The sequence below is a fragment of the Acinetobacter sp. YH12076 genome, assembly GCF_013419525.1.
In the GTDB taxonomy this organism is placed as follows: domain Bacteria; phylum Pseudomonadota; class Gammaproteobacteria; order Pseudomonadales; family Moraxellaceae; genus Acinetobacter; species Acinetobacter amyesii.
Genome location: NZ_VOZY01000002.1, coordinates 39,883 through 61,648, shown reverse-complemented (window position 1 = coordinate 61,648; position 21,766 = coordinate 39,883). Strand labels below are relative to the sequence as shown.

Below are 21,766 nucleotides of genomic sequence, written 5' to 3'. Positions count from 1 at the left end.
GCCGAATCATTGATTCGGCTTTTTTAGTTTTATCTAATGCTGTGTTTAAGCGCTAACTTCAGAGATGTCAAACACCTGACGTAGATACGCTAAGAAAGTATCATTATCCGTCATGGTTTTACCCGGACTATCTGAAATTTTTGCCACAGATTGACCATTACATTCAACCAGTTTCAGTACGATATTCAGCGCAGTTTGCCCCATATCATTGGTTAAGTTGGTACCAATACCAAAGCTGACTTGGAAACGGTCTTTAAAGTAGTTATGTAAATCCCAGGCTTTTTCGATATTTAGACCATCACTAAAGGTCAACATTTTACTTTTGCTATCGACTTTGAGTTTTTTGTAATGCGCATAGGCTTTATCGCCCCATTCATACGGGTCGCCACTGTCATGACGTAAACCGTCGAATAGTTTGGCAAAGTACAAATCGAAGTCACGTAGGAACGCATCCATACCAACAACGTCCGTTAAGGCTATTCCTAAGTCACCGCGGTATTCCTGCACCCATGTTTCTAGCGCAGACTTCTGGAAGTTACGTAGACGAACATCAAGCGCTTGGAATGCTTGTAGGAACTCATGCGCCATCGTACCAATTGGAGTAATATTCAAGTCTTTGGCAATCAGAACATTACTTGTACCGCGGAAAATATACGGTGAAGCCTGATTTAATTCTTCAATTACATGCTTTTGCCATGCATAACTATAACGACGACGCGTGCCAAAATCAGAGACCAAGAATGGTGGATCATTTGGATTTTGCCGTGCTTCATACTGCTTCAGCAAGGCAATCTTATGTTGCAAACGGCGCTCACCTTCGGCTAAAACTTCGGGTGTACGAATACGTTGGAAATATAATTCATTGACGATGGCTAAAACAAAGATTTCAAACATCATCGCTTGAACCATTGGGCCTTCTACCCAAATGTCGAGTCGACCTTCATCATCAATACCCGCTTTAATAAAACGGCGTTTAAGCTGAAATAATTCAAGATAATCAACAAAATCGCTTTTAATAAAACGTAAACTGCGTAAATACTGCAATTCATCTTCTTTAAACTTCAACTGACAAAGCATGTCGAGCTGCATGTTTAAATCATCCAAAATTTCAACCAGTGGATAGGCTGTATCGTCCAAGTTACGGCAGCGAAAGTGATACACACTATGGGTTTGCGGAAATTTGTGTAACACCACCTGAAGCATGGTGAATTTATACAGATCTGTGTCTAATAAGGATTGGATGATTGGAGACATAAAGACTTTCAGTTTTTATCAACTCTTTGCATTAAAGCATACTTTATTGATAAAAAGCCGATTGATTTAGTGGAATAACTTATAAATCACCGCGATTCATCGACTTTTTTCAATTTTTTTGCTGAAGCTGAGCGCGATCAAGCTCACTATTTTTTGAGTAACTGTCGATATTTTTCTTCTTGACCAAATTCACGCGCAAACTGTTCTGCAGTCTTTTGCCCCGTTTTTTTGGCATTTGCATCGCAATCCACTTGGCGTAATTGCTTTGCAATCGCCCATTCTAATTTAAACATGGCACCCATCAATGCAGTGTTGCCTTTATTGTCACGTGCGCAGCGGTCTGCACCGTGTTCCAGCAAACGAGTCACAATATTTTGATGACCATAATAGGTCGCCACCATCAGTGGCGTAAAACCCGAAGCATTGCGCACATCGACCGGAAAACCGTGCTTAAGAAATTCATTGATGACTTCTTCATTGCCAGTTTTGGCTGCAGCAAAGAAAATTGCGATCAATTCCTGTTGTGAGGTCATCTGATCGCTTGCAGTTGCTTTAGCGGGGGAGATATCTTCCGCGATTGCCACGTTTGCGAATGCGGAACCAAACGCTAGAAGACTGGCTAAAGTCAAATGTTGCATAACTTTCATGATGAACTCCAACAGAAATCGAATGTAGAATTGAATTAGAAATAATTCATTTCATAAAAATGAATATTTAAGGAGTGCCTATGAAACTCCCCCTAGGGTGCAGGAAAGGTATGGAGCTTCATAGGACTTTTTTGAGGTAACGTTCTAGACCCTAGTTACCAATCCTTCAGACTGATCGAAATTAGTCTTTCAGTTGTGCTGCTTTAGCTTTTACAGTTGCAAGGTTACCGTTTACTGCTTTAGTCATACGTGTACCGTAGTCTGCATCTGCTTTATAAAAGTAAGACAACATGATGTGTTTCGTTTCCGAATCTTTCACGTTGCCAAGGTCAGCCGCCAAGTTCATGATTAAGTTTTCTTTCTCTTTCGCAGAGTATGAACGATAAAGTTCACCCGCCTGCTTGAAGTTTTGCTCTTTCACGCCTTTTTGCTGAACTGTGCCAGAAAGCGGCGTTTCAACCGCACGCGCTTTCGCAGTCGCTGGTTTTGGCTCAATACGGCTTGGCTCGTAGTTCACATTTGATGAAGTGCCACCAACATTCATGTAACCATCTTGATTGTTGTTGTTTACAGCAACTAATGGACGGTTGACTGGAATTTGTTGGTGGTTCGCACCTAAACGGTACATTTGTGTATCTGAGTAAGAAAAGATACGGCCTTGTAGCAGACGGTCTTCTGATGGCTCGATACCTGGGACTAAGTTACCTGGAGCCAATGCCACTTGTTCCGTTTCCTGGAAGAAGTTTTTCGGCATACGGTTCAGCGTCAATGTACCCACTTTAGTTTCTGGAACTAAGTTCGTTGGCCAGATTTTAGTTGGATCTAGCGGATCAAAATCAAAGCTGTTGAGATCTTTAGGATCTAACACTTGGATGTAAAGATCCCATTTCGGGAAGTTGCCCGCGTTGATGTTTTTGTAAAGATCGTTGGTTAAGTGGTTGAAGTCTTTACCTTGCAGCTCCATCGCTTCTTTAACGTTCAGACCTTTCACGCCTTGTTTAGAGCGGAAGTTGAACTTCACGTATTTATATTCGCCTTTGTCGTTGTACAGTTTGAATGCGTGTACACCGAAACCATCTTGCTCACGGTAGCTAGTTGGAACACCTTGGTTACCATACACATAAGTCAACATGTTGGTTGCCCATGGTTGGCTAGACAAGAAGTCAAATACGCGGTTCGCGTCTTGAACGTTGTCAATTGGGCTTGGCTTCATTGCGTGAATGAAGTCAGGGAATTTAATTGCATCACGAATGAAGAAGACTGGAGTTTGGTTACCCACTAAATCCCAGTTGCCTTCTTGCGTATAGAACTTGATCGCGAAACCGTGCGGGTCACGTAGAGTTTCTGGAGAATGTTTACCATGAATTACAGTCGAGAAACGTAAGAAAACTGGAGTCTTAGTACCTGCTTTGAACAATGAAGCAATGGTGAGATCAGATAAATCTTTAGTTGCAACGAATTCACCATACGCACCTGTACCACGGGCATGTACCACACGCTCAGGAATACGCTCACGACCAAAACGTTGTAATTTTTGAACCAATTGTACGTCTTGAAGTAGAACTGAACCATTTGGACCCGCAGTAATCGAGTTTTGGTTATCGCCTACTGGTGCACCATTGTCTTTTGTTAATGGCGCTGCTTGAGTCGCCACTGTTGCTGTTGCTGTTGCTAACATCGCAACCAATAAAGAACGCTTAAACATCGTCTTAATCTCTCTGTTAAATACCTTTCCTGCCCCGCAAAGATACTGATACTTAATAAATAGATAAAACAGATTATTTTTATAAATTCAATCGTATTATTAGATTTATAAAAAATATACATTTCATTTTCAAATGTTTGAGCCCAAAATTTTCTAAACATCGCTTCGAAAGAATGCTGTCTTTGCTACAATCCCTGCCCTATGTTCAATTTTCTACTCGGAAGAATTTATGCGGGCCTTGTTACAACGTGTTTTGGAAGCCAAAGTGGTGGTCGATGGTGAGATCACGGGTGAAATCAATCACGGTATTTTAGTGTTTTTAGGACTTGGTAAAGCTGACGATTTAGAAAAGGGCAAAAAACTGATCGATAAGATCTTGAAATACCGTTTTTTTGATGATGAACAAGGCAAGATGGGCTGGAATGTCAGTCAAGCTGGCGGCGGTATCCTCTTGGTGTCTCAATTTACTCTGATGGCACAAACGCAAAAAGGCCTGCGCCCTGATTTTGGCCCTGCCATGCCGCCAAGCGATGCCAAAGCACTGTATGAACAGTTGGTCGATTACACCAAGCGCCAATATGACCATGTACAAACAGGTATCTTTGCTGCCGACATGAAAGTGCATTTGGTCAATGACGGTCCAGTGACCTTTAATTTAGAAGTTGAATAACCACTGAAGCATTAAAAAAAGCCCTCACAAGAGGGCTTTTTTTAAATTCTCCCCCCTAAAGGAGGAGAACAAGGCGTAAATCTTACTTACCTGTTTTTTCTTTAATAAACGCACGTGCGATTTTGATTTTTTCTTTAACCGGTTTTGGAAGTTTAGGTGGAATTAACTTCGCCACTTGGTTAAACCAAACCAGTAGACCAAAATCACCTTCCATTTTAATACTGCCATTTTGCATACCCGTCATGAATGCAGTTGGGTCACCTTTCATTAGGGTTTTCACGCCCTGTTCACTGTCCGCAAATTGCAAAATAAAGTCTGCTTTTTCAGCATCGCCTGAAACAGTATCAATCTGTCCGTTATTTACAATAATTTGACGTGCAACACCTAAATCCGTGCCGATTTGAATGCGGAATTGACGTTCATGAACCAATTCAATGAATTTAGGGCTAGTACGTGCAAGCTGTTTCATACGAAGCGCTAAACCTGCCACGAGTAAATCAAGTGGATCCGTACTGACATCAACTAAAGGTAGTTTTACGACAGGAATTGATGATAGTTTCATGACTTAAAGCCTATTGTAATTGTTGGAAAATTGACTGGTTTCATCCTACCATAACTTGGCTTTTGAGAAGTAAGGCTTTGTATCTCAAATCGGACTAATGCGTTCATAAAAAAATGCGCCCTTAGGCGCATTTTCATTGAAATTTTGTTCTGGCATTTATCGGCTCGAACATTGCTGTTCTTCATCATATACAGGCGTGTGCTCTATACATTGGCGCTTTGCCATCGCACGCTCTGCACGGCGGTCTTCACGTAACAATACTAAAGTGAATACCACCATTGCGGCCATTAATGCCGTTAAATAACTATAAGTCACTGATAATTCAAACATGGTTTGTGTACCAAATCGAATTACTTCAATGAGTCCCCACACCAGCATCCCCGCCAGCATAAAACTTAACCAGCGACGATAAGGCGAGAAGAAAACAGCAATCACAGCCGCCGATACCAAGCTCAGGCCAACGATTGTTGCTAAATTCGCTGTTAACATAAAAACCTCCGTCATTTGACAACTGACATCTCTTGTCTTACAGGATGCTGAGCCGTCTCACTACTGTATCTTCAGTAAATAGATTTGGTCGATCTCAATCTCTTGCAAGCATTATGCTGAGTTTTTTGCATAAAAAAAGTCTCGTTTTTTGTTAATGCGACACACCTTGTCGCAACATTATTTTGTCATTACATTTTTTCTTTTTAAAGAATTTCTAGAACAATGATGGCATCTCGTTTCGAGTGTCATTACAAAAAAAACAGCTGGTTTTAGGCTAAAAAAATTAATTTTTCGAATGCTGTTAATCGTTGTTTTTATCGACAATTTTCTTCTACCGTTCATCGGATGAGCTGAATTCTTGGCATAAAAAAACGCAGCCTTTTGGCTACGTTTTTGACTGTGCCTTAAATAGTTTTAAGCACGATTTAAATCTTTATCATGCACACCAAGCAGGTAAAGAACACCATCTAGACCCACGCTTGAAATGGCTTGATTGGCATTTTGACGCACTAAAGGTTTCGCACGGAAAGCAACGCCTAAGCCGGCTAAAGACAACATTGGCAAATCATTCGCACCATCACCGACTGCAATGGCTTGTTCTAATGAAATCCCCATTTCTTCAGCGATTTGTGTCAATAAGAAGGCTTTGCGAGCACCATCCACAATATGGCCTTTCACTTCACCTGTTACCGCGCCATCTTGGACGTCCAGTACATTGGCATGCACTTCATCGATACCCAGTTTTGCTTGTAGATATTCGGCAAAATACTGAAAACCACCTGACAAAATAGCTGTGCGATATCCCAGTGATTTCAGCGTTGAAATCAGACGTTCCGCACCTTCTGTGACAGTCAGACGTTCTGCAATTTTAGGTAATACCGAAGCATCCATACCTTTGAGCAGTGCCACACGTGCACGGAAACTTTGTTGGAAATCGAGTTCCCCTTGCATAGCACGTTCAGTGATTTCAGCCACTTGAGCGCCGACACCCGCTTCAATCGCCAATTCGTCAATCACTTCTTGCTCAATCAGCGTTGAGTCCATATCAAAGCAGACTAAACGACGATTACGACGGTAAGCATTGTCTTCTTGAACGGCAACATCTACCCCTAGTTCAGTAGATAAACGTAAACATGCTGCACGCATCGCAGTGGCATCCAACATCTGGCCTTTTAGACCAAATTGAACGCAGGCACGGCGCGGACCTTCACTTGATCCATCTAACTCTGGACGGCCAGATAAACGAGTCACAGTTTCAATATTGAAGCCTTGGCTCGACACAATATTTGTAACTGCCTGTAAATGAGACGCCTGTAATTCTGGCGCAAGTGCCGTAACGATATAGCGTGTGCGGCCTCCCTCATTTACCCATTGTTGATATTCTGTTGTAGAGATTGGTTTAAAGCGCACAGTTAAGCCAATATCATGTGCTAAAATCAACATCTCCTTCATGGCTAATGCTGTCGCAGTCTGGTCTTCCGACGAAACAACAATACCTAAAGTCAGCTGATTGTGGATGACTGCTTGTCCGACATCTAAAATCTGTAAGGAATGTGCGGACAAAACCTGCATTAATCGTGTAAATTGATTAGGTTGGTCAGGTCCTAAAAGTGATATAAGAATGATTTCTCGCATGAATTGACTCGGGTCTGAGCTACAACTAATGTAAGAATCATAATCTAAATTGAATAGAATTGCCTTGGAAGTTTACGTTGAATGCGCCTAGACAAGGGCTATTTGCTAGCCTATTAGTAGTTTGTTTTGCTTTGCATACCTTTTTATTGGTATTGGCAACAACCCACCAACTGAACGAAAACCGTGCCAGTCAGGGACAACTGATGACCAGTCAATTGGTTACAGACAGCCTATCTGAGCTTGAGCCGGCCAATACCGTATCATTAGCCTTACTTGCTGACCGCTATGCAACCAACCCGAGCGTGGCTTCCATCCGCATCTTAAATGCCAATAATCAAGTTTTGGCCACAGGCGGTTTGACCAAAACCCGTGACGGTGAAATCTTTGTTCGTGATGCGTTGCAAAACGAAAAGAAAGTCGGAACGGTTGAAATCACTTTAATTAAACCAAGTATTGGTGAAATCTTACGTACGCAATGGGCCGCGATTCTATTTTCATTATTCTTACATGGCTTGTTATGGTTGGCGTATCGCGCTATTGCACGTCCAAGTCGTACTGAATATTTAGCGCGAATCAACAATGAATCACGTCTAAAACACGAAATTCAAACGCTAGCGCAGGCTTTAGAACAAGAAAAACATAATGCCGCTGTGGCGATTGCTCAAGCGCAGCAAAATGCGCAAGCCAAAGCAAAACAGCATAAAGACATGAAACCAGTGGTTCTCGACAGCAACAGCTTGGCATTAAATATTCAATTTTATGATCCGAAACAGCTGCTCGATAGCGTCAACAAAACCGTGTCTGTGCCGTATTTTAATCTCTGCCAAATTTTCTTGAATAAAACCACAGAACTCTGTGTTCAACATTATAAATTGAACAGTTCTGACATCAGTACGGTACATAAGTTTGATGAACATGGCGCAACCATCAGCATGACCGCTGATACTCCAGATGCGCTGCGTTGCCTCACCATGATCAGCTCAGTATTCCAATTGCTTTCAGATGTTTTATATAAACGCTACCGTGAAGAAAAACGTTTCGTTTTACAAACCCGTAGCGCGATTTCAAGCTCTGTCGAAGCCATGCAATTGTCTTCTGTGCAAGCGGCTGAACGTTTAGTCCAACAATTGGTTGCTAAAGAAAGTGCCATTCATGTGCCGACAACTTTGCTCAAAGAGATTTCAGATCATTTCCAATTGGTCAGTTTGCCAAATCCGACCAATGTGCTCACTCGTCATGCATTTATGCTCAATGGGATGGACAGTGATGCCGCTGAATTGGCTCAAAACTTCAGAACTGAAATTTTAAAATCCAAACAGTCAAAAGCCTCGTAAAGGTTTGAGCGAAATCAAAAATCCCGACTTAAGTCGGGATTTTTTGTCTTAAACAGTCGAAATTTTCTGTGCAATCAAATATTTTTGCGCGTTATGCGGTTCGGTACCTGCTTCAACCGCGACTTTCTCCCATTGCCCATTCGACTGCATTTCCCATGCATTTTGATTATCTTCCAAATAGTTAAGTAAACAATCTTTCATAATGCGTTTTTTCAAACGGCTTTCCAAAATGGGAAAACAGGTTTCGACCCGTGAAAATAAGTTACGTCCCATCCAATCGGCACTGGCACAGTACAATCGTTTTTCGCCTGCATGCTCAAAATAATACACTCGAGTATGCTCTAAGAAGCGTCCAACGATAGATCTCACATGAATATTCTCAGACATACCTTTGACCTGAGGAATCAAACAACAAATCGAACGGATAATTAAATCTACACATACCCCTGCTTGCGATGCACGATACAAAGCAGCAATCAGTTGCGGTTCCGTGAGTGCATTGACCTTCACAATAATTCTTGCGTATTTTCCCGCTTGTGCAGCAACAATTTCCTGTTCAATCAGTTTCAGTAATTCAGTATGCAGGGTAAATGGTGCATGCAGTAAGGCTTTCAACTTTGCCATCTTGCCCATACCGGTCAATTCCTGAAACATACGATGCACATCTTCGCAAATATCGGGATGCGTCGTCATCAGGCCATAATCGGTATACATCCGCGCATTGCCTGCGTGGTAATTACCTGTTCCCAAATGGGCGTAGCGTAACAGCTGATTATTTTCACGGCGCACAATCAAAATCATCTTGGCATGGGTTTTATAGCCCACAATGCCATACACCACGACAGCCCCAGCTTCTTGCAATATATTGGCCACGGTAATATTGGATTCTTCATCAAACCGCGCCCGAAGTTCGATGACGGCGGTTACTTCCTTGCCGTTGCGTGCCGCCTCCGCTAAAACTTGTACGATGTCCGAATCTGGCCCACTACGATAGAGCGTTTGCTTAATGGCTAATACCTGAGGGTCTTTTGCAGCTTCACGTAATAAGTTGATGACCGGTTGAAAGGAGTCAAACGGATGATGTAACAACACATCTTGTGTTTTTAATACATCAAAAATCGCGGTTTGTTTACGAAAAACTTTAGGAATAATCGGTGTATAGACCGGATATTTCAGTTCAGGTCGATTAAAACTGGTACTGAGACGCGATAAATTGATCGGGCCGTCAATGCGATAGAGCTCCTGCTCACTCAAATCAAATTCATCTAACAAATAATCAATAATGCTTTGCGGACAATCAGCTTCAATTTCTAAGCGAACTGCCCGACCAAAACGCCGTGAAGACAATTCATCTTTTAATGCCACCGCCAAGTCATCCACATCTTCAGCCAGAACTAAATCTGCATTGCGTGTCACTCGAAAGGCATAACAGCCCGTCGCTTTCATCCCCGGAAATAGGTCATTGATGTGTTGCTGAATAATGGCGGTCAGGAAAATTTGTGTCTCTGCACTGCCTTCAACCTCGGCGGGCATTTTGATTAAACGCGGCAATGAGCGTGGCGCAGGCACAATTGCCATTTCAATGGCACGACCAAAGGCATCTTTGCCTTCTAGACTCACAATAAAGTTGAGGCTTTTATTGACCAAGCGTGGAAACGGATGCGATGGATCTAAGCTAATCGGTGTTAAGACTGGTTGAACTTCTTTACTAAAATAATGGCTAATCCACGCCCGATGTTTTTCTAAAATATCTTTAAATTGAATAAAGCGAATACCTTCACTTTGTAATGCAGGCAATACAGCATGATTGAGGGTCTGGTATTGCTGTGCAACCGTGTCATGAATCACTTGGGAAAGTTCATCTAAGACCACTTCAGTCGGAATGGCATCAGGCGTCCGTGCAATTGCATTCAAATCTCGTTGTTTCATTAGCCCCGCAATGCGAATTTCAAAGAATTCATCTAAATTGCGTGAAAAAATGATGAGAAAATTCAAGCGTTCAAGTAACGGTAAACTTGAATCGAGTGCCTGAGCCAAGACCCGCCGATTAAAATCTAAAAGCGACAATTCACGATTATAATAGGTCTCTGATGAATGCTGAAAATGTGGCATACCCTCTCAATGCTGTTTGAAACAGTCTATATCTAAAGTGGTTGCCGGCATGTTAGGCAGCGGAGATGACACTTATGTTACAAATAGCATTAATCAATTAAAAAAGCATGCAACTCCCTAAAACCGTGTTCATCAAATCGTAAAATTTATTTTAGACATCAAAAAAGAGGGAGATTACCCTTTATTTTACTGAATTTTTTTGTTTATTGAACAGGCTTGTCTTGTTCCGATGCTTTGGCCTCACTCGTCTGTGCTGCCCAATAGGTTGCCAGTGCAGGACCCGAGATATTGTGCCACAAACTAAAAATCGCACTCGGCACAGCGGTCAAAGGTGAAGCAGCAAAATGGGTCGCCGCCAATGCCACACCCAAACCTGAGTTTTGCATCCCGACTTCAATTGATACTGCTTTACAGTCTGCATAGGGCAATTTAAATATTCGGCTGGCCCAAAAACCCAATAGATAGCCCAAGCCATTATGTAAGGCCACTACCCCAAGAATCAGTAAACCTGATTGCAAAATCTGTGTTCGACTACCCGCAATGATTGCTGCCACAATCGCTACAATTGCCACAACAGAAACCAATGGCATGACCTGTATATAGGCATCCACTCGGTGCTTAAAGACAGTTCGAATCATTAACCCCACAATGATCGGAAATAAAACCACTTGTAAAATTGAAACCAACATCGATGCCGCATTAATTTCGATCCATTGGCTTGCTAACAAATAGAAAATCGCAGGGGTTAAAACCGGTGCGAGTAATGTCGAAACAGAGGTACAGGCAACAGATAATGCGGTATTACCTTTTGCCATATAGGTGATGACATTAGAAGCCGTTCCACCCGGACAGCAACCGACAAGAATGACCCCGATCGCGATCTCTGTCGGCAGTTGTAATAATTTACACAAGAAAAAAGCCAATCCCGGCATCACAATAAACTGTGCCAAAACCCCGATCATCACAGCTTTAGGGCTTTGCAATACACTTTTAAAATCTTGCAGTGTCATGGTCATGCCCATACCCAACATAATGATGCCTAGCATCCATGGAATATATGCTTTTAACCAAACAAATACATCGGGAAAAAACATGGCGAGCGCTGCAAACAGCACCACCCAAATCGCAAATGTTTTCTGCACAAATTGAGTGAATTTTAAGAAAGCCGACATAGGCATCTTCCATTTAAAAACAGGGACAAAAAAAGGCACACCCTTGTGCCTTTTCTCAACTGAGCCCACTGGGTCATTCCAAAGATAATGCCTGTGCATGCTGCTGCACAATATCTTTCAGGTAAATACGCTTCACCCCATTCGCCAACATGTCTTGCCATGCATGCTGTAAGGAACCCTGTAAATCGATCCCTTTGGTCAAATCAGCAATCACAAAAGTTTCAAAACCAAGCTTACGCGCATCCATTGCCGTCCATGCAACACAAAAATCCGTGGCGATCCCCACCACAAAGACTGTATCAATACCGCGTTCGCGCAAATAGCCCGCCAAACCTGTTGAGGTTTTCTGATCCGCTTCCATAAAAGCAGAGTAGCTGTCGATATGCTGATGAAAACCTTTACGGATAATCAGCTGCGCCGTTGGTAAATTTAAATCAGGATGCAATTCGGCATCCTGTGTACCTTGTACACAATGCGTCGGCCACAATACTTGCGTTCCATAATTCAGCTCTATGCTGTCATAAGGTGCATGCTCAGGATGATTTTCAGCAAAAGAGATATGGTCGGCTGGATGCCAATCTTGAGTCAGCACAATATTCGTAAAGTATTGCCCCAGTTGATTAATCCCTGGAATAATTTGATCGGCATTGGCAACAGCCAACTGACCACCCGGGGTAAAACCATTTTGTACATCAACCACAATCAGCGCTGTATTTTTTTGCATATCTCTCCATCCGTTGTCATGCATTTTCGGCGACTCTACTGATTCGCTCATATTTTAAAAGCCTTAGTATTCAGTCCTGTGCGTAAAAATAAAATGACTGTCCTTCCTGACAATACCGATACTTGGGCAAATGCTCAACCAAACGTTGTGCAAAGCGTGGGTAAATACGGGCTTTTCGCCGAGTCGAAGCATGAAAATAAAAATATCGCGGTTGATGTTGAAAGATATATTTTAATAAATGGCTGCGTGTCTGTTGCATGACCTCAAATGCATTAATATTTTCAGCAACATCTTCTAGGGTAGGTTCATCGGCAAAGGCTAACCACGCATTTTTTCTCGGCTGTTGGCGATTTCTTTGAAATACAGGTTTGAGTTCTAAGATCAGTTCGTATTGATGTAGATACAAACTGAATTCACGTTGATCAACTTTAAAAATTGCGACCAGTTTTCTTGCTGACATAGCCCCTCTACGTTGATTTTTTATTTTCTCATTCTGCTGTATTTTTACATAAAATACATTTATTTATATTGGTTTAGAGCATTAGTGCGACTTCTATTGTCGCCATAAAAAAGCCCGCAATATGCGGGCTTTTTTTGATATGACATGTTCCTTAAGATGGAATACGACGTACCAATAACAACATAAATATTGCAGAGATTGCGATACATGGAATTGCCGCGGTAATCACCCCTGCAGCACCAAAACCTGCTGCCAATAACTGACCCGCAATTGCAGGGCCTAACATTGCACCGACACGACCAACGGCTGAAGCTACACCAACACCCGTACCACGTAACTGTGTCGGATACACGATACCACCGAAGGCATACAATACACCTTGACAACCAATCACGAATGCACCGACTAAAGCTGACGCCATGTACATTTGAGTCAATGAACCTGCACCATTCAGCGCAAATAGACCTGCCAAAATACCGCCGTACATCAAAATGATCACATAAGCTTTCTTCCAACGATCAGTCAACATACCTAAAATGATCGTACCAATGGTTGCACTCACCATGAAGTAGAACTGCGCAGTTGCACCATCTTTACGAGTGAAACCGAGTTCGGTGAACAACGACGGTAACCAGCTCAACATGATGTACACCACCATCAAGGTGAAGAAGTAGCTCACCCAAATTGAGAAAGTACGTAAACGGTTTTCTGTGTTAAAGAGGTTTTTGAAAGCACCTTGTTGCACTTCGCCATTGGCGGTCGCTTGAACCGCTTGATCTTTGGCTTTCAAGAATTCACGCGATTCGGGCAGGAACCAAATCATCAATGGAATCACAACAATCGGTAATAAACCGCCTAAATAGAAAATATTTTTCCAGTTTGCACCGAAGTCCGTCATTGCAACTAATGACAAGATTGCCGCACCCACAGGCATACCACAGTACATCAAACCGACTGCACGGCCACGATTTTGTGGCGTTACCGCTTCAGATGCCAAGGTAATTAAAATTGGCATTGCTGCACCTAAACCTGCACCTGCAAGAAAACGTACAGCGAGTAAGCTATGGAAGCTATTTACCCATACCGTACATAAGGTAAAGATGGCGAACATCCCCGTAGACCAAATTAATACTTTTTTACGGCCCATTCGGTCTGCAATCCGACCACCCAACAAAGCACCAGGTAATAATCCTAAAATACCGGCACTAAAAAACACCCCTAGCTGCGAGCTATCCAGCCCGAAATATTCACGAATCCCTGCTGCTGCAATACCTGCAGCCTGAATATCCAGACCTTCGATTACGGCAATAAGGAAGCAGATTGCTACCGTGACAATAGCATGCTTGTTATCTGACTTTTCCATTGGAGAATCCTTGTTGTCATCAGCGTTCAAATTAAGTCGCATCATCGCTGAGCCTTATAAAGGATATAACTACCAATAAGTTGAAGCCTTTCGTCCAAAATTGGATTACGTGCATGGTGTAATAGTTTTTGTGCTTTAAGTCACAAAGTCGTAAAAACAATTAAAAATTTAAAATAAAAAAATATGAATCGTGCAATGAACAGTCAAATCAAGCGATCTTTTTAAACACTCATAAAAACATGTCTATTTCTATTAGATATAAAAAAGATTATTACCCAAGTTTTTAACAATCATTTGTAATAAAACCCGAGCGAATTGATATAGTTTTTAAATCTTTAGTCATTGTTATTTAATCTTAAATTCTGATTAAAAAGCACGGAATACACATAGATCAACCTTTTGCTGATGATTTAATCAATCCCATCAACCATGCCAACCCTCTCGATTGAATAACACATTTTCAAGATTCAGCCCTTGCTGAACAATTTTCAGGCTGTAAAAAAACCGCTATTTTACACTTGATTGTTTTAAGTTTGATTTGTATAAAGAATTTTATGGCTTTGACCAAAGCATATTGTTCTTATGCGTTTGATCAGTCATAATTTGCGTAAGCATTATTCAATTTGGGTATAGCCCAATGAACATGCTACAAATCAAAATTCGAAACCATCCAGAAACCAATATTTCATCTTGTCGGATGGACAAATAGGATAGCTTTTCAAAATGACTCAGCAAGCTCAGACCATTCAAGGTTCAATTGTCGCAATCGTCACCCCAATGTTTGAAGATGGCAGCGTAGATTGGAAGAGCCTCGAGAAGCTGGTTGAGTGGCATATAAAGCAAGGCACTAACAGTATTGTTGCTGTAGGGACTACAGGTGAAGCTTCTACCTTAAGCATGGCCGAACACACTCAGGTGATCAAAGAAATCATCCGTGTGGCGAACAAACGCATTCCAATTATTGCCGGCACAGGTGCAAACTCAACCCATGAAGCAATTGAACTCACCAAAGAAGCCAAAGAATTAGGTGCAGATGCGGCATTATTAGTTACACCATACTATAACAAACCTACCCAAGAAGGCCTGTATCAACACTACAAAGCGATTGCTGAAGCTGTTGATTTACCTCAAATTTTGTACAATGTACCTGGCCGCACCGGTGTAGACATGCACAACGACACCGTGATCCGTCTTGCTGATATTCCACAAATCGTGGGCATTAAAGACGCCACTGGCGATGTTTCTCGTGGTCAAGAACTCATTGAAGGCCTTAAAGGCAAAGATATGGTGGTGTACTCAGGTGATGATGCAACGGCTTATCAGTTAATGGGTTTAGGTGCTAAAGGCAACATTTCGGTTACTGCGAACGTGGCGCCAAAAGAAATGAGCGAAGTGTGTGCAAGCGCTTTGGCGGGTGACGCAGTCCAAGCCGAGCAACAAAACAATACTGTTGCAAATTTACATCAAATTTTATTTTGCGAATCGAACCCAATTCCTGTGAAATGGGCACTTCATGAGATGAACCTGATTGAAACAGGCATTCGCTTACCATTAACACCCCTTGCAGAACAATATCGTACTCCGCTTCGTGAAGCACTCATCACTGCGGGCGTTATCAAATAAAGAAGAGCAAACATCATGCAATTACGTTTAGGACTTAGCCTGGCACTTTCAGTATTTACATTAGCCGGTTGTAGTTCACTTGCCTTTAATAATGGCACACTGGACTATAAACAAACCACAGATGTTGAACCGCTGAAATACCCTGAAGGGTCGATGGTTCGTCCTGCAACGCCTTTGTATCCTGCTCCATCTGTTGACCCACTAGCAATTGAGCATGCACCAAAGCTTGAAAATAAGCGCGGCAATCGCTATGCCCTTCCGCGTCCAGCCGCGGAAAAAAATAATGTCGTTGCAGATTCCTCAACAGACAGTACAAATATTAGCCGCCCTCAACTATTGGTGGATGGAAATCAAAATCCACTGATCAAAGTTGAAGGAAATTCTGCTACAATTTGGCAATACACACTTGCTACCCTCAGCAGCCTTAACCATACCATTGTTGGTCAGAGCAAAAACCGTTACGAAGTAACCGTCAAGGTCGATCAGCAGACCTATGTCTTAAGACTTTCTTCTGTAGGTTCAAGCAATAACATCGCTGTGTTCAATGCCGATAACAGTTTTGCAGACAAAGAAAAAGCTGCAGATCTGTTAGCTCAGATTTACCAAAATTGGCCAGCCTAGTCGTACTAGGCATTTTTTCTCGAAAAAGGTTCCCTCATGTTAAAACAAACCTTGCTCTATACTGGTAAAGCGAAATCTGTTTATGAAACAGATAGTTCTGACCACCTCATCCTAGTTTTCCGTGACGATGCTTCTGCATTCAACGGTGAAAAAATTGAACAACTGGATCGCAAAGGTAAGGTGAACAACCGTTTTAACGCCTTTATCATGGAAAAATTGGCTGCGGCTGGTATCGAAACTCATTTCGAAAAACTTCTTTCTCCAACTGAAGTTTTAGTGAAAAAATTGACTATGGTTCCTGTAGAGTGCGTAATTCGTAACTATGCAGCAGGTTCACTTTGCCGTCGATTAGGCGTTGAAGAAGGTAAAGAACTTACTCCGCCAACTTTCGAATTGTTCTTCAAAGACGATGCGTTAGGCGACCCAATGGTGAATGAATCACAAGCGATTGCATTAGGTTGGGCGACTGCAGAACAACTCGCTCAAATGAAAGAATTGACTTACAAAGTAAACGAAGTACTTAAAGGTCTATTCGATGCAGGCAACATGCTGCTTGTTGACTTTAAACTTGAATTTGGTGTGTTCCACGACCGTATCGTACTGGGTGACGAATTCTCTCCAGATGGCTGCCGTCTATGGGACAAAGACACTAAGAAAAAACTCGATAAAGACCGTTTCCGTCAAGGTTTAGGCGGTGTGGTTGAAGCTTATGAAGAAGTTGCTGCACGTTTAGGTATCGACCTTTCTGATATCTAAATCGTTCATCGATTTAAAAAACCGAGCTCTTTAGCTCGGTTTTTTAATTAAATATTACTCGATTAATCCATGATCGAAAAAACAAATGTTAACCATAAAAATCCTCTGTTTCACATTTACCTACGTTCACACTAAGATAGCTACATACTAGGCAGCACGAGGATCTATAAGTTTCCAATGTGTATGCCGACCAGATTTTCCATCTACCCTCTAGGATGTATCTTCCCAAAGACATCCTATTTTTTCAGCCCAGCTCGCCTTGAGTTGGGCTTTTTTTTGCATGAAATAGACATAAAAAAGGCACCGAAGCGCCTTTCCACTATAATCATTCAAATCATTGTTGCTGTTGTTGTTGCATCCAACGGCGTTGCTGCAAACGCTCACCTTCGACTTCACGTTTATTGCGTGCAGACTCATACAGCTTAGTGCCTTTCAGTTCAGGCGGCATATAGTCTTGCATGACAAAATGTTCAGGATAATTATGTGGATATAAATAGTCCACGCCATAGCCTTGCTCTTTCATCAATTTGGTTGGTGCATTTCTCAAATGTAGTGGCACAGGTAGATTCGAGGTTTTTTCTGCCAAATCTAAGGCTTTGTTGATGGCCAAATAAGTACTGTTACTTTTAGCACTGGTTGCCAAATACACCGCACATTGCCCCAAAATGATTCGACATTCAGGCATACCAATTGCCTGCACAGATCGGAAACATTCTCCAGCCAACAGTAAAGCATTTGGATTTGAGTTGCCAATATCTTCAGATGCCGCAATCAACATACGACGGGCAATAAAAACAGGATCTTCACCACCTTTGAGCATTCGAGCCATCCAATACAAAGCGGCATCTGGATCACTGCCTCGAATCGACTTAATAAAAGCCGAAACTAGATCATAATGCTGTTCGCCCGATTTGTCATAGCGTGCAATATTTTGCTGCGCAACTTTGACTACCACCGCATTGTTAATGATATTTTCTAAGTCTGGCTCAAACGTACTGGCGATTAAATCTAAAAGATTTAATGCTTTACGAGCATCACCTGCGGCAAATTGAAATAAAGCTTCATATTCTTCGATTTGAATATAACGCTCTTTTAAAAACGAATCTTGCTGAATGGCTTGATCCAATAAGCGCTGAATTGCATCATTATCCAGAGCATTTAAGGTATACACCTGACAACGCGACAATAAGGCATTATTAACTTCAAATGAAGGGTTTTCTGTGGTTGCACCAATCAGGGTAATTTTGCCCTTTTCAACTGCATTCAGTAAGGCATCTTGTTGTGACTTATTAAAACGATGAATTTCATCAATAAACACCACAGGTGTCAATAAATCTCCACCATCGGCGATGATTTCACGTAACTCTTTCACCCCAGTATTGAGCGCAGATAAACTAATAAATGGTCGGTCAACGGCCTGCGCTAACAACAATGCAATTGTGGTTTTACCTACACCCGGGGGTCCCCAAAAAATAATCGATGGCAAATGCCCTTGGTCAATCATCTGGCGTAACGGTGCATCTTCACCCAGAAGGTGATCTTGTCCAATAATTTGAGATAAATCATGTGGACGCATGCGTTCAGGAAGAGGAATTTGGCTGTCTGACATCTTATTATTTCGTTTCCGGCAATTGGGGACGTTTTTTCTATTCTAACACTGCCTTGGCAGAATCTTTGCTTTATTCGGTATTCAATTTAGGAGGGTGGTTTAATGTCGTTATTTAAGTATCTTGCATGTAAAAAAGCTTAGGCGAATGTTAACTATAATGTAACAAGACATCCTAGCCCTTATTGATCAAATTAAAGTATCATCGGCAAGATATCCCATTTTAGACTTGCCTGACCCAATTGGACAGATTGTATGAAGCAATCAACAAAGCAAAAGCGAATCGTTCAAGTTCAACAAGGCATTGATCTACCTATAAATTTATTTCAAAAAATGCCCCAAGCCAAGAATATACAATTACAAGATAATCAATTCGCTGAATTACGAGAAAAACTGAATAGTCGTAATCAAATGTTAGATGCCAGTGTCGACTGTATAAAATTATTAAGTCTAGACGGTCATGTTCTGCATATGAACCGCGCGGGATGTTTAGCTCTGGGCGTATCTCCAACTGAAACTGAGTTTGGTATGTCTTGGCATAAATTACTGCCTGAAGAAGTCCGTGACGCGTGTTTGAATGCTTTTGCCGAAGCCAAAGAAGGTAAAATATCTCGCTTTGTCGGCATGAGCCAAGTAGCAGATGAACCCTTGGCTTATTGGGATAATATGCTCAGCCCAGTATTCAACGAATATGGCCAAGTCAAAGAAATCCTCTGTGTATCACGTGATATTACGATACAGCGACTTGCAGAAAATAAACTTCAACGCATCATTGAACGAGATGATTTAACAGGTTTATTAAACCGCCGTGCGTTTAGTCGAGTATTTAAAAGCCAATTAAAAGTGGCGCGAGAACATCAGCAACAACTGGGTTTGTTATTAATCGATCTAGATTATTTTAAGCATATTAACGACACCTTAGGTCATAGTGCAGGAGACCATTTACTGCATACCCTTGGGCAGCGTTTTCAGCAATGTTTTGATACAAATATTGTAGTTTCACGTTTAGGTGGCGATGAATTTGCCATTTCTATTCCAAATTTAAAATCGCAACAACAATTACAGAATTTTGCCAGCATCGCCTGTCAGCAAATGGACATGCCCATTTTCTATAATGGGCAAATTATCAATATTGGTATGAGTATTGGCTGTGCGATCTACCCTCGCGATGCACAAAATACCTCCAATTTACTTAAATGTGCTGATATTGCGCTAAATGATTTAAAAAGCAGTGGTCGTGGTGGTGTACGAATGTTCAACCATACTATGTTCAAAACCCTTGAAAATACTACTCGCCAATTAACGCTTGCACGCAGCTTGATTAAGTCCAATCAAATTATTCCGTTTTATCAACCCAAAGTTCGTCTGTCTGACAGTCAAGTTATCGGCTTTGAAGCGTTGTTACGTTGGTATGATAAAGACCAACAATTACAATTACCTTCTCAAATTTTTGCTGCATTTCAAGATTATGAATTGGCTTCACGCATTAGTGAAACAATGCAAATTAAAATCTTTCAAGATATTCAAAAATGGATTGAACTTGGACTGCAACCGCTACCGATTTCAATAAATGCTGCACCTGTCGAATTTTTACGTGATGATTATGCGGAAAAACTACTGAATCGCTTAAAGCAGTTTGGTATATCACCAGACATTATTGAGGTCGAAATTACCGAGCAAAGCCTGTCAGAACGTGGCTCAAATTATGTGATTCGCGCTCTCCATTTATTAAAAGAGCATGGCATACACATTTCTCTAGATGATTTTGGTACAGGTCATTCATCATTAACACGTTTGAGTAATTACCCTGTCGACTGTATTAAGATAGACCGTAATTTTGTGGAACGCATGCATACCGACTGTTCAGCACTTGCCATTGTCAAAGCGATTACACAAATTGGTGCGAGTGTTTCCCTGAATATATTAGTCGAAGGTATAGAGAAACCGGAACAGGTCGATACCTTAAAAGAATGTAATTGTCATACTGGACAAGGTTTTTACTTTTATCGTCCGCTCAGTTATGACCATGCGATGGAACTTTTGAGTCACTAAAACTTGTGGAGCAAGACACGATGACACTGAAGTATTTAGTCAGTGCCTGTCTGGCAGGCCAACCCGTTCGTTATGATGCCAAATCAAATACACAACAAGCGATTTGCCAACTGATGCAGACTCACCAAGTCATTACGGCCTGCCCAGAAATGATGGGCGGCCTTAGCTGTCCACGTTTTCCTGCAGAAATTCAAAATGGTCAAGCCACTGATGTGCTCAATGGTACAGCTCAAGTTAAAGATGTTTTGGGGACAGACGTTAGTGCTGAATTTATTGCAGGTGCTCAACGAATGTTAGAATTGGCCCAATTACACAAAGTTGATGTTGTTGTCTTGAAAGATCGCAGCCCGTCTTGCGGCAGCCATTATATTTATGACGGCAGCTTTACCCGTACGAAAATTGAAGGCTATGGGGTAACCACAGCACTCCTCAAACAGCACGGTTTTCAGGTTCTGTCAGAACAAGACTTTCTGGCTATGATACAAGATCAACTCTAGATCCAAAATTGAGCGTATCTGTGTCCTTTAGCGTACCCAACGTACAATATAATCTTCAATATCATCAGGGTTGACGTCTTCTTCACTGATGCAACGCCCTGCGGCAGACTTTCGTGCTTTCAAAATACTGTCACGATTTCCCGTCACTAGATGATGCCAACGTGGTAAATCTTTACCTTCAGAAATTCTACGATAAGCACAGCTCGGTGGTAGCCAATGAAATTGGTGAATCTGATGTGGCGTCAGCTGTATACAGTCTGGAACATGTGATTGACGATTTGGATAATCGGAGCAAGATGCCTTTTCACAATCTAAAAGTTTGCATGCCACTTTGGTGTAGGCAACCTCATGAGTATCTTCATCTTCAAGCTTAATTAAACAGCAAAGCCCGCAACCATCACAGAGTGACTCCCACTCCAAATGGGTGAGTTCAGTCAAAGCATGCTTTTTCCAAAAATGTGGGCGTAGAGTATCGGTCATCTTC

General features: G+C 41.8%; 20 protein-coding genes. 7 read left to right on the top strand and 13 right to left on the bottom strand.

Annotated elements, in window-relative coordinates; translation table 11 throughout:
- Window positions 1-45: 45 nt before the first annotated feature.
- The 3 genes from pncB to FTU22_RS01790 form a co-directional block, all read right to left on the bottom strand.
- Window positions 46-1,254, bottom strand: a complete 1,209-nt coding sequence (pncB, locus tag FTU22_RS01800) for a nicotinate phosphoribosyltransferase (protein ID WP_111885113.1) — start codon at window positions 1,252-1,254, stop codon at window positions 46-48.
- A gap of 146 nt (window positions 1,255-1,400) precedes the next feature.
- Window positions 1,401-1,901 carry an ankyrin repeat domain-containing protein gene (locus tag FTU22_RS01795; protein ID WP_180092670.1) on the bottom strand — a complete coding sequence of 167 codons (501 nt, stop codon included), beginning with the start codon at window positions 1,899-1,901 and terminating at the stop codon, window positions 1,401-1,403.
- Between the two features lie 181 nt (window positions 1,902-2,082).
- Window positions 2,083-3,606 (bottom strand): catalase, encoded by a 1,524-nt coding sequence (locus FTU22_RS01790; RefSeq protein WP_180092668.1) that lies wholly within the window; start codon window positions 3,604-3,606, stop codon window positions 2,083-2,085.
- A gap of 229 nt (window positions 3,607-3,835) precedes the next feature.
- Here FTU22_RS01790 and dtd point away from each other — a divergent pair, with 229 nt between their 5' ends.
- Window positions 3,836-4,276, top strand: a complete 441-nt coding sequence (gene dtd, locus FTU22_RS01785) for a D-aminoacyl-tRNA deacylase (protein WP_180036027.1) — start codon at window positions 3,836-3,838, stop codon at window positions 4,274-4,276.
- Between the two features lie 82 nt (window positions 4,277-4,358).
- Here dtd and FTU22_RS01780 read toward each other — a convergent pair whose 3' ends face one another.
- The 3 genes from FTU22_RS01780 to serB form a co-directional block, all read right to left on the bottom strand.
- Window positions 4,359-4,838: an SCP2 sterol-binding domain-containing protein gene (locus FTU22_RS01780; protein WP_078190615.1), complete on the bottom strand. Its 480-nt coding sequence runs from the start codon at window positions 4,836-4,838 to the stop codon at window positions 4,359-4,361.
- 156 nt (window positions 4,839-4,994) lie between these two features.
- The gene (gene aciT / locus FTU22_RS01775) at window positions 4,995-5,327 is read right to left on the bottom strand and encodes an AciT family ciprofloxacin tolerance protein (RefSeq protein ID WP_078190616.1); all 333 of its coding nucleotides are present in this window, start codon (window positions 5,325-5,327) and stop codon (window positions 4,995-4,997) included.
- A gap of 414 nt (window positions 5,328-5,741) precedes the next feature.
- Window positions 5,742-6,962, bottom strand: coding sequence for a phosphoserine phosphatase SerB (gene serB, locus FTU22_RS01770; RefSeq protein WP_078193257.1), 1,221 nt, complete (start codon window positions 6,960-6,962; stop codon window positions 5,742-5,744).
- A gap of 77 nt (window positions 6,963-7,039) precedes the next feature.
- Between serB and FTU22_RS01765 the strand changes: the two genes are divergently transcribed.
- Window positions 7,040-8,296, top strand: a complete 1,257-nt coding sequence (locus tag FTU22_RS01765; RefSeq protein ID WP_078190618.1) for a hypothetical protein — start codon at window positions 7,040-7,042, stop codon at window positions 8,294-8,296.
- A gap of 48 nt (window positions 8,297-8,344) precedes the next feature.
- Here FTU22_RS01765 and ppk1 read toward each other — a convergent pair whose 3' ends face one another.
- The 5 genes from ppk1 to mhpT form a co-directional block, all read right to left on the bottom strand.
- Window positions 8,345-10,408: a polyphosphate kinase 1 gene (gene ppk1 / locus FTU22_RS01760; protein WP_180092665.1), complete on the bottom strand. Its 2,064-nt coding sequence runs from the start codon at window positions 10,406-10,408 to the stop codon at window positions 8,345-8,347.
- Window positions 10,409-10,611: 203 nt separating this feature from the next.
- Window positions 10,612-11,580, bottom strand: a complete 969-nt coding sequence (locus FTU22_RS01755; RefSeq protein WP_180092662.1) for a bile acid:sodium symporter family protein — start codon at window positions 11,578-11,580, stop codon at window positions 10,612-10,614.
- 73 nt (window positions 11,581-11,653) lie between these two features.
- Window positions 11,654-12,304, bottom strand: coding sequence for a bifunctional nicotinamidase/pyrazinamidase (pncA, locus tag FTU22_RS01750; protein ID WP_180092924.1), 651 nt, complete (start codon window positions 12,302-12,304; stop codon window positions 11,654-11,656).
- A gap of 70 nt (window positions 12,305-12,374) precedes the next feature.
- Window positions 12,375-12,764, bottom strand: a complete 390-nt coding sequence (locus FTU22_RS01745) for a hypothetical protein (RefSeq protein ID WP_180092659.1) — start codon at window positions 12,762-12,764, stop codon at window positions 12,375-12,377.
- Between the two features lie 151 nt (window positions 12,765-12,915).
- Entirely contained in the window at window positions 12,916-14,127 is a 1,212-nt protein-coding gene (gene mhpT / locus FTU22_RS01740; RefSeq protein ID WP_078193261.1) for a 3-(3-hydroxy-phenyl)propionate transporter MhpT, read from the bottom strand.
- A gap of 723 nt (window positions 14,128-14,850) precedes the next feature.
- Here mhpT and dapA point away from each other — a divergent pair.
- From dapA to purC, 3 genes are read left to right on the top strand one after another with little or no spacing between them, the layout of a single operon-like run.
- A complete protein-coding gene (gene dapA, locus FTU22_RS01735; RefSeq protein WP_180092655.1) occupies window positions 14,851-15,750 on the top strand; it encodes a 4-hydroxy-tetrahydrodipicolinate synthase in 900 nt (299 codons plus the stop codon).
- Window positions 15,751-15,765: 15 nt separating this feature from the next.
- Complete coding sequence (locus tag FTU22_RS01730) at window positions 15,766-16,371, top strand: lipoprotein-34 precursor (NlpB) (RefSeq protein ID WP_078193263.1); 606 nt, start codon at window positions 15,766-15,768, stop codon at window positions 16,369-16,371.
- 36 nt (window positions 16,372-16,407) lie between these two features.
- Entirely contained in the window at window positions 16,408-17,127 is a 720-nt protein-coding gene (purC, locus tag FTU22_RS01725) for a phosphoribosylaminoimidazolesuccinocarboxamide synthase (RefSeq protein WP_078190626.1), read from the top strand.
- A gap of 334 nt (window positions 17,128-17,461) precedes the next feature.
- Here purC and FTU22_RS01720 read toward each other — a convergent pair whose 3' ends face one another.
- On the bottom strand, window positions 17,462-18,736 hold the full coding sequence (locus tag FTU22_RS01720; RefSeq protein ID WP_180008611.1) for a replication-associated recombination protein A: 1,275 nt from the start codon (window positions 18,734-18,736) through the stop codon (window positions 17,462-17,464).
- Window positions 18,737-18,988: 252 nt separating this feature from the next.
- On the opposite strand from FTU22_RS01720, the gene FTU22_RS01715 reads away from it, so the two are divergent.
- Together FTU22_RS01715 and FTU22_RS01710 are read left to right on the top strand one after the other, a co-directional pair.
- Window positions 18,989-20,785: an EAL domain-containing protein gene (locus tag FTU22_RS01715; protein WP_180092652.1), complete on the top strand. Its 1,797-nt coding sequence runs from the start codon at window positions 18,989-18,991 to the stop codon at window positions 20,783-20,785.
- 20 nt (window positions 20,786-20,805) lie between these two features.
- Window positions 20,806-21,282, top strand: a complete 477-nt coding sequence (locus tag FTU22_RS01710; RefSeq protein WP_078193265.1) for a DUF523 domain-containing protein — start codon at window positions 20,806-20,808, stop codon at window positions 21,280-21,282.
- A 27-nt stretch (window positions 21,283-21,309) separates the two neighbouring features.
- On the opposite strand, the gene FTU22_RS01705 is transcribed toward FTU22_RS01710, so the two are convergent.
- The gene (locus tag FTU22_RS01705; RefSeq protein WP_180036044.1) at window positions 21,310-21,762 is read right to left on the bottom strand and encodes a YcgN family cysteine cluster protein; all 453 of its coding nucleotides are present in this window, start codon (window positions 21,760-21,762) and stop codon (window positions 21,310-21,312) included.
- Window positions 21,763-21,766: the final 4 nt, after the last annotated feature.

Coding starts and splice junctions, on each gene's coding strand:
- pncB (WP_111885113.1), bottom strand. CDS start 1,254: ATGTCTCCAATCATCCAATCCTTATTAGACACAGATCTGTATAAATTC.
- FTU22_RS01780 (WP_078190615.1), bottom strand. CDS start 4,838: ATGAAACTATCATCAATTCCTGTCGTAAAACTACCTTTAGTTGATGTC.
- dapA (WP_180092655.1), top strand. CDS start 14,851: ATGACTCAGCAAGCTCAGACCATTCAAGGTTCAATTGTCGCAATCGTC.
- purC (WP_078190626.1), top strand. CDS start 16,408: ATGTTAAAACAAACCTTGCTCTATACTGGTAAAGCGAAATCTGTTTAT.
- FTU22_RS01715 (WP_180092652.1), top strand. CDS start 18,989: ATGAAGCAATCAACAAAGCAAAAGCGAATCGTTCAAGTTCAACAAGGC.
- pncA (WP_180092924.1), bottom strand. CDS start 12,304: ATGCAAAAAAATACAGCGCTGATTGTGGTTGATGTACAAAATGGTTTT.
- dtd (WP_180036027.1), top strand. CDS start 3,836: ATGCGGGCCTTGTTACAACGTGTTTTGGAAGCCAAAGTGGTGGTCGAT.
- FTU22_RS01730 (WP_078193263.1), top strand. CDS start 15,766: ATGCAATTACGTTTAGGACTTAGCCTGGCACTTTCAGTATTTACATTA.
- serB (WP_078193257.1), bottom strand. CDS start 6,962: ATGCGAGAAATCATTCTTATATCACTTTTAGGACCTGACCAACCTAAT.
- ppk1 (WP_180092665.1), bottom strand. CDS start 10,408: ATGCCACATTTTCAGCATTCATCAGAGACCTATTATAATCGTGAATTG.
- FTU22_RS01705 (WP_180036044.1), bottom strand. CDS start 21,762: ATGACCGATACTCTACGCCCACATTTTTGGAAAAAGCATGCTTTGACT.
- FTU22_RS01745 (WP_180092659.1), bottom strand. CDS start 12,764: ATGTCAGCAAGAAAACTGGTCGCAATTTTTAAAGTTGATCAACGTGAA.
- FTU22_RS01795 (WP_180092670.1), bottom strand. CDS start 1,901: ATGAAAGTTATGCAACATTTGACTTTAGCCAGTCTTCTAGCGTTTGGT.
- FTU22_RS01720 (WP_180008611.1), bottom strand. CDS start 18,736: ATGTCAGACAGCCAAATTCCTCTTCCTGAACGCATGCGTCCACATGAT.
- FTU22_RS01755 (WP_180092662.1), bottom strand. CDS start 11,580: ATGTCGGCTTTCTTAAAATTCACTCAATTTGTGCAGAAAACATTTGCG.
- aciT (WP_078190616.1), bottom strand. CDS start 5,327: ATGTTAACAGCGAATTTAGCAACAATCGTTGGCCTGAGCTTGGTATCG.
- mhpT (WP_078193261.1), bottom strand. CDS start 14,127: ATGGAAAAGTCAGATAACAAGCATGCTATTGTCACGGTAGCAATCTGC.
- FTU22_RS01710 (WP_078193265.1), top strand. CDS start 20,806: ATGACACTGAAGTATTTAGTCAGTGCCTGTCTGGCAGGCCAACCCGTT.
- FTU22_RS01790 (WP_180092668.1), bottom strand. CDS start 3,606: ATGTTTAAGCGTTCTTTATTGGTTGCGATGTTAGCAACAGCAACAGCA.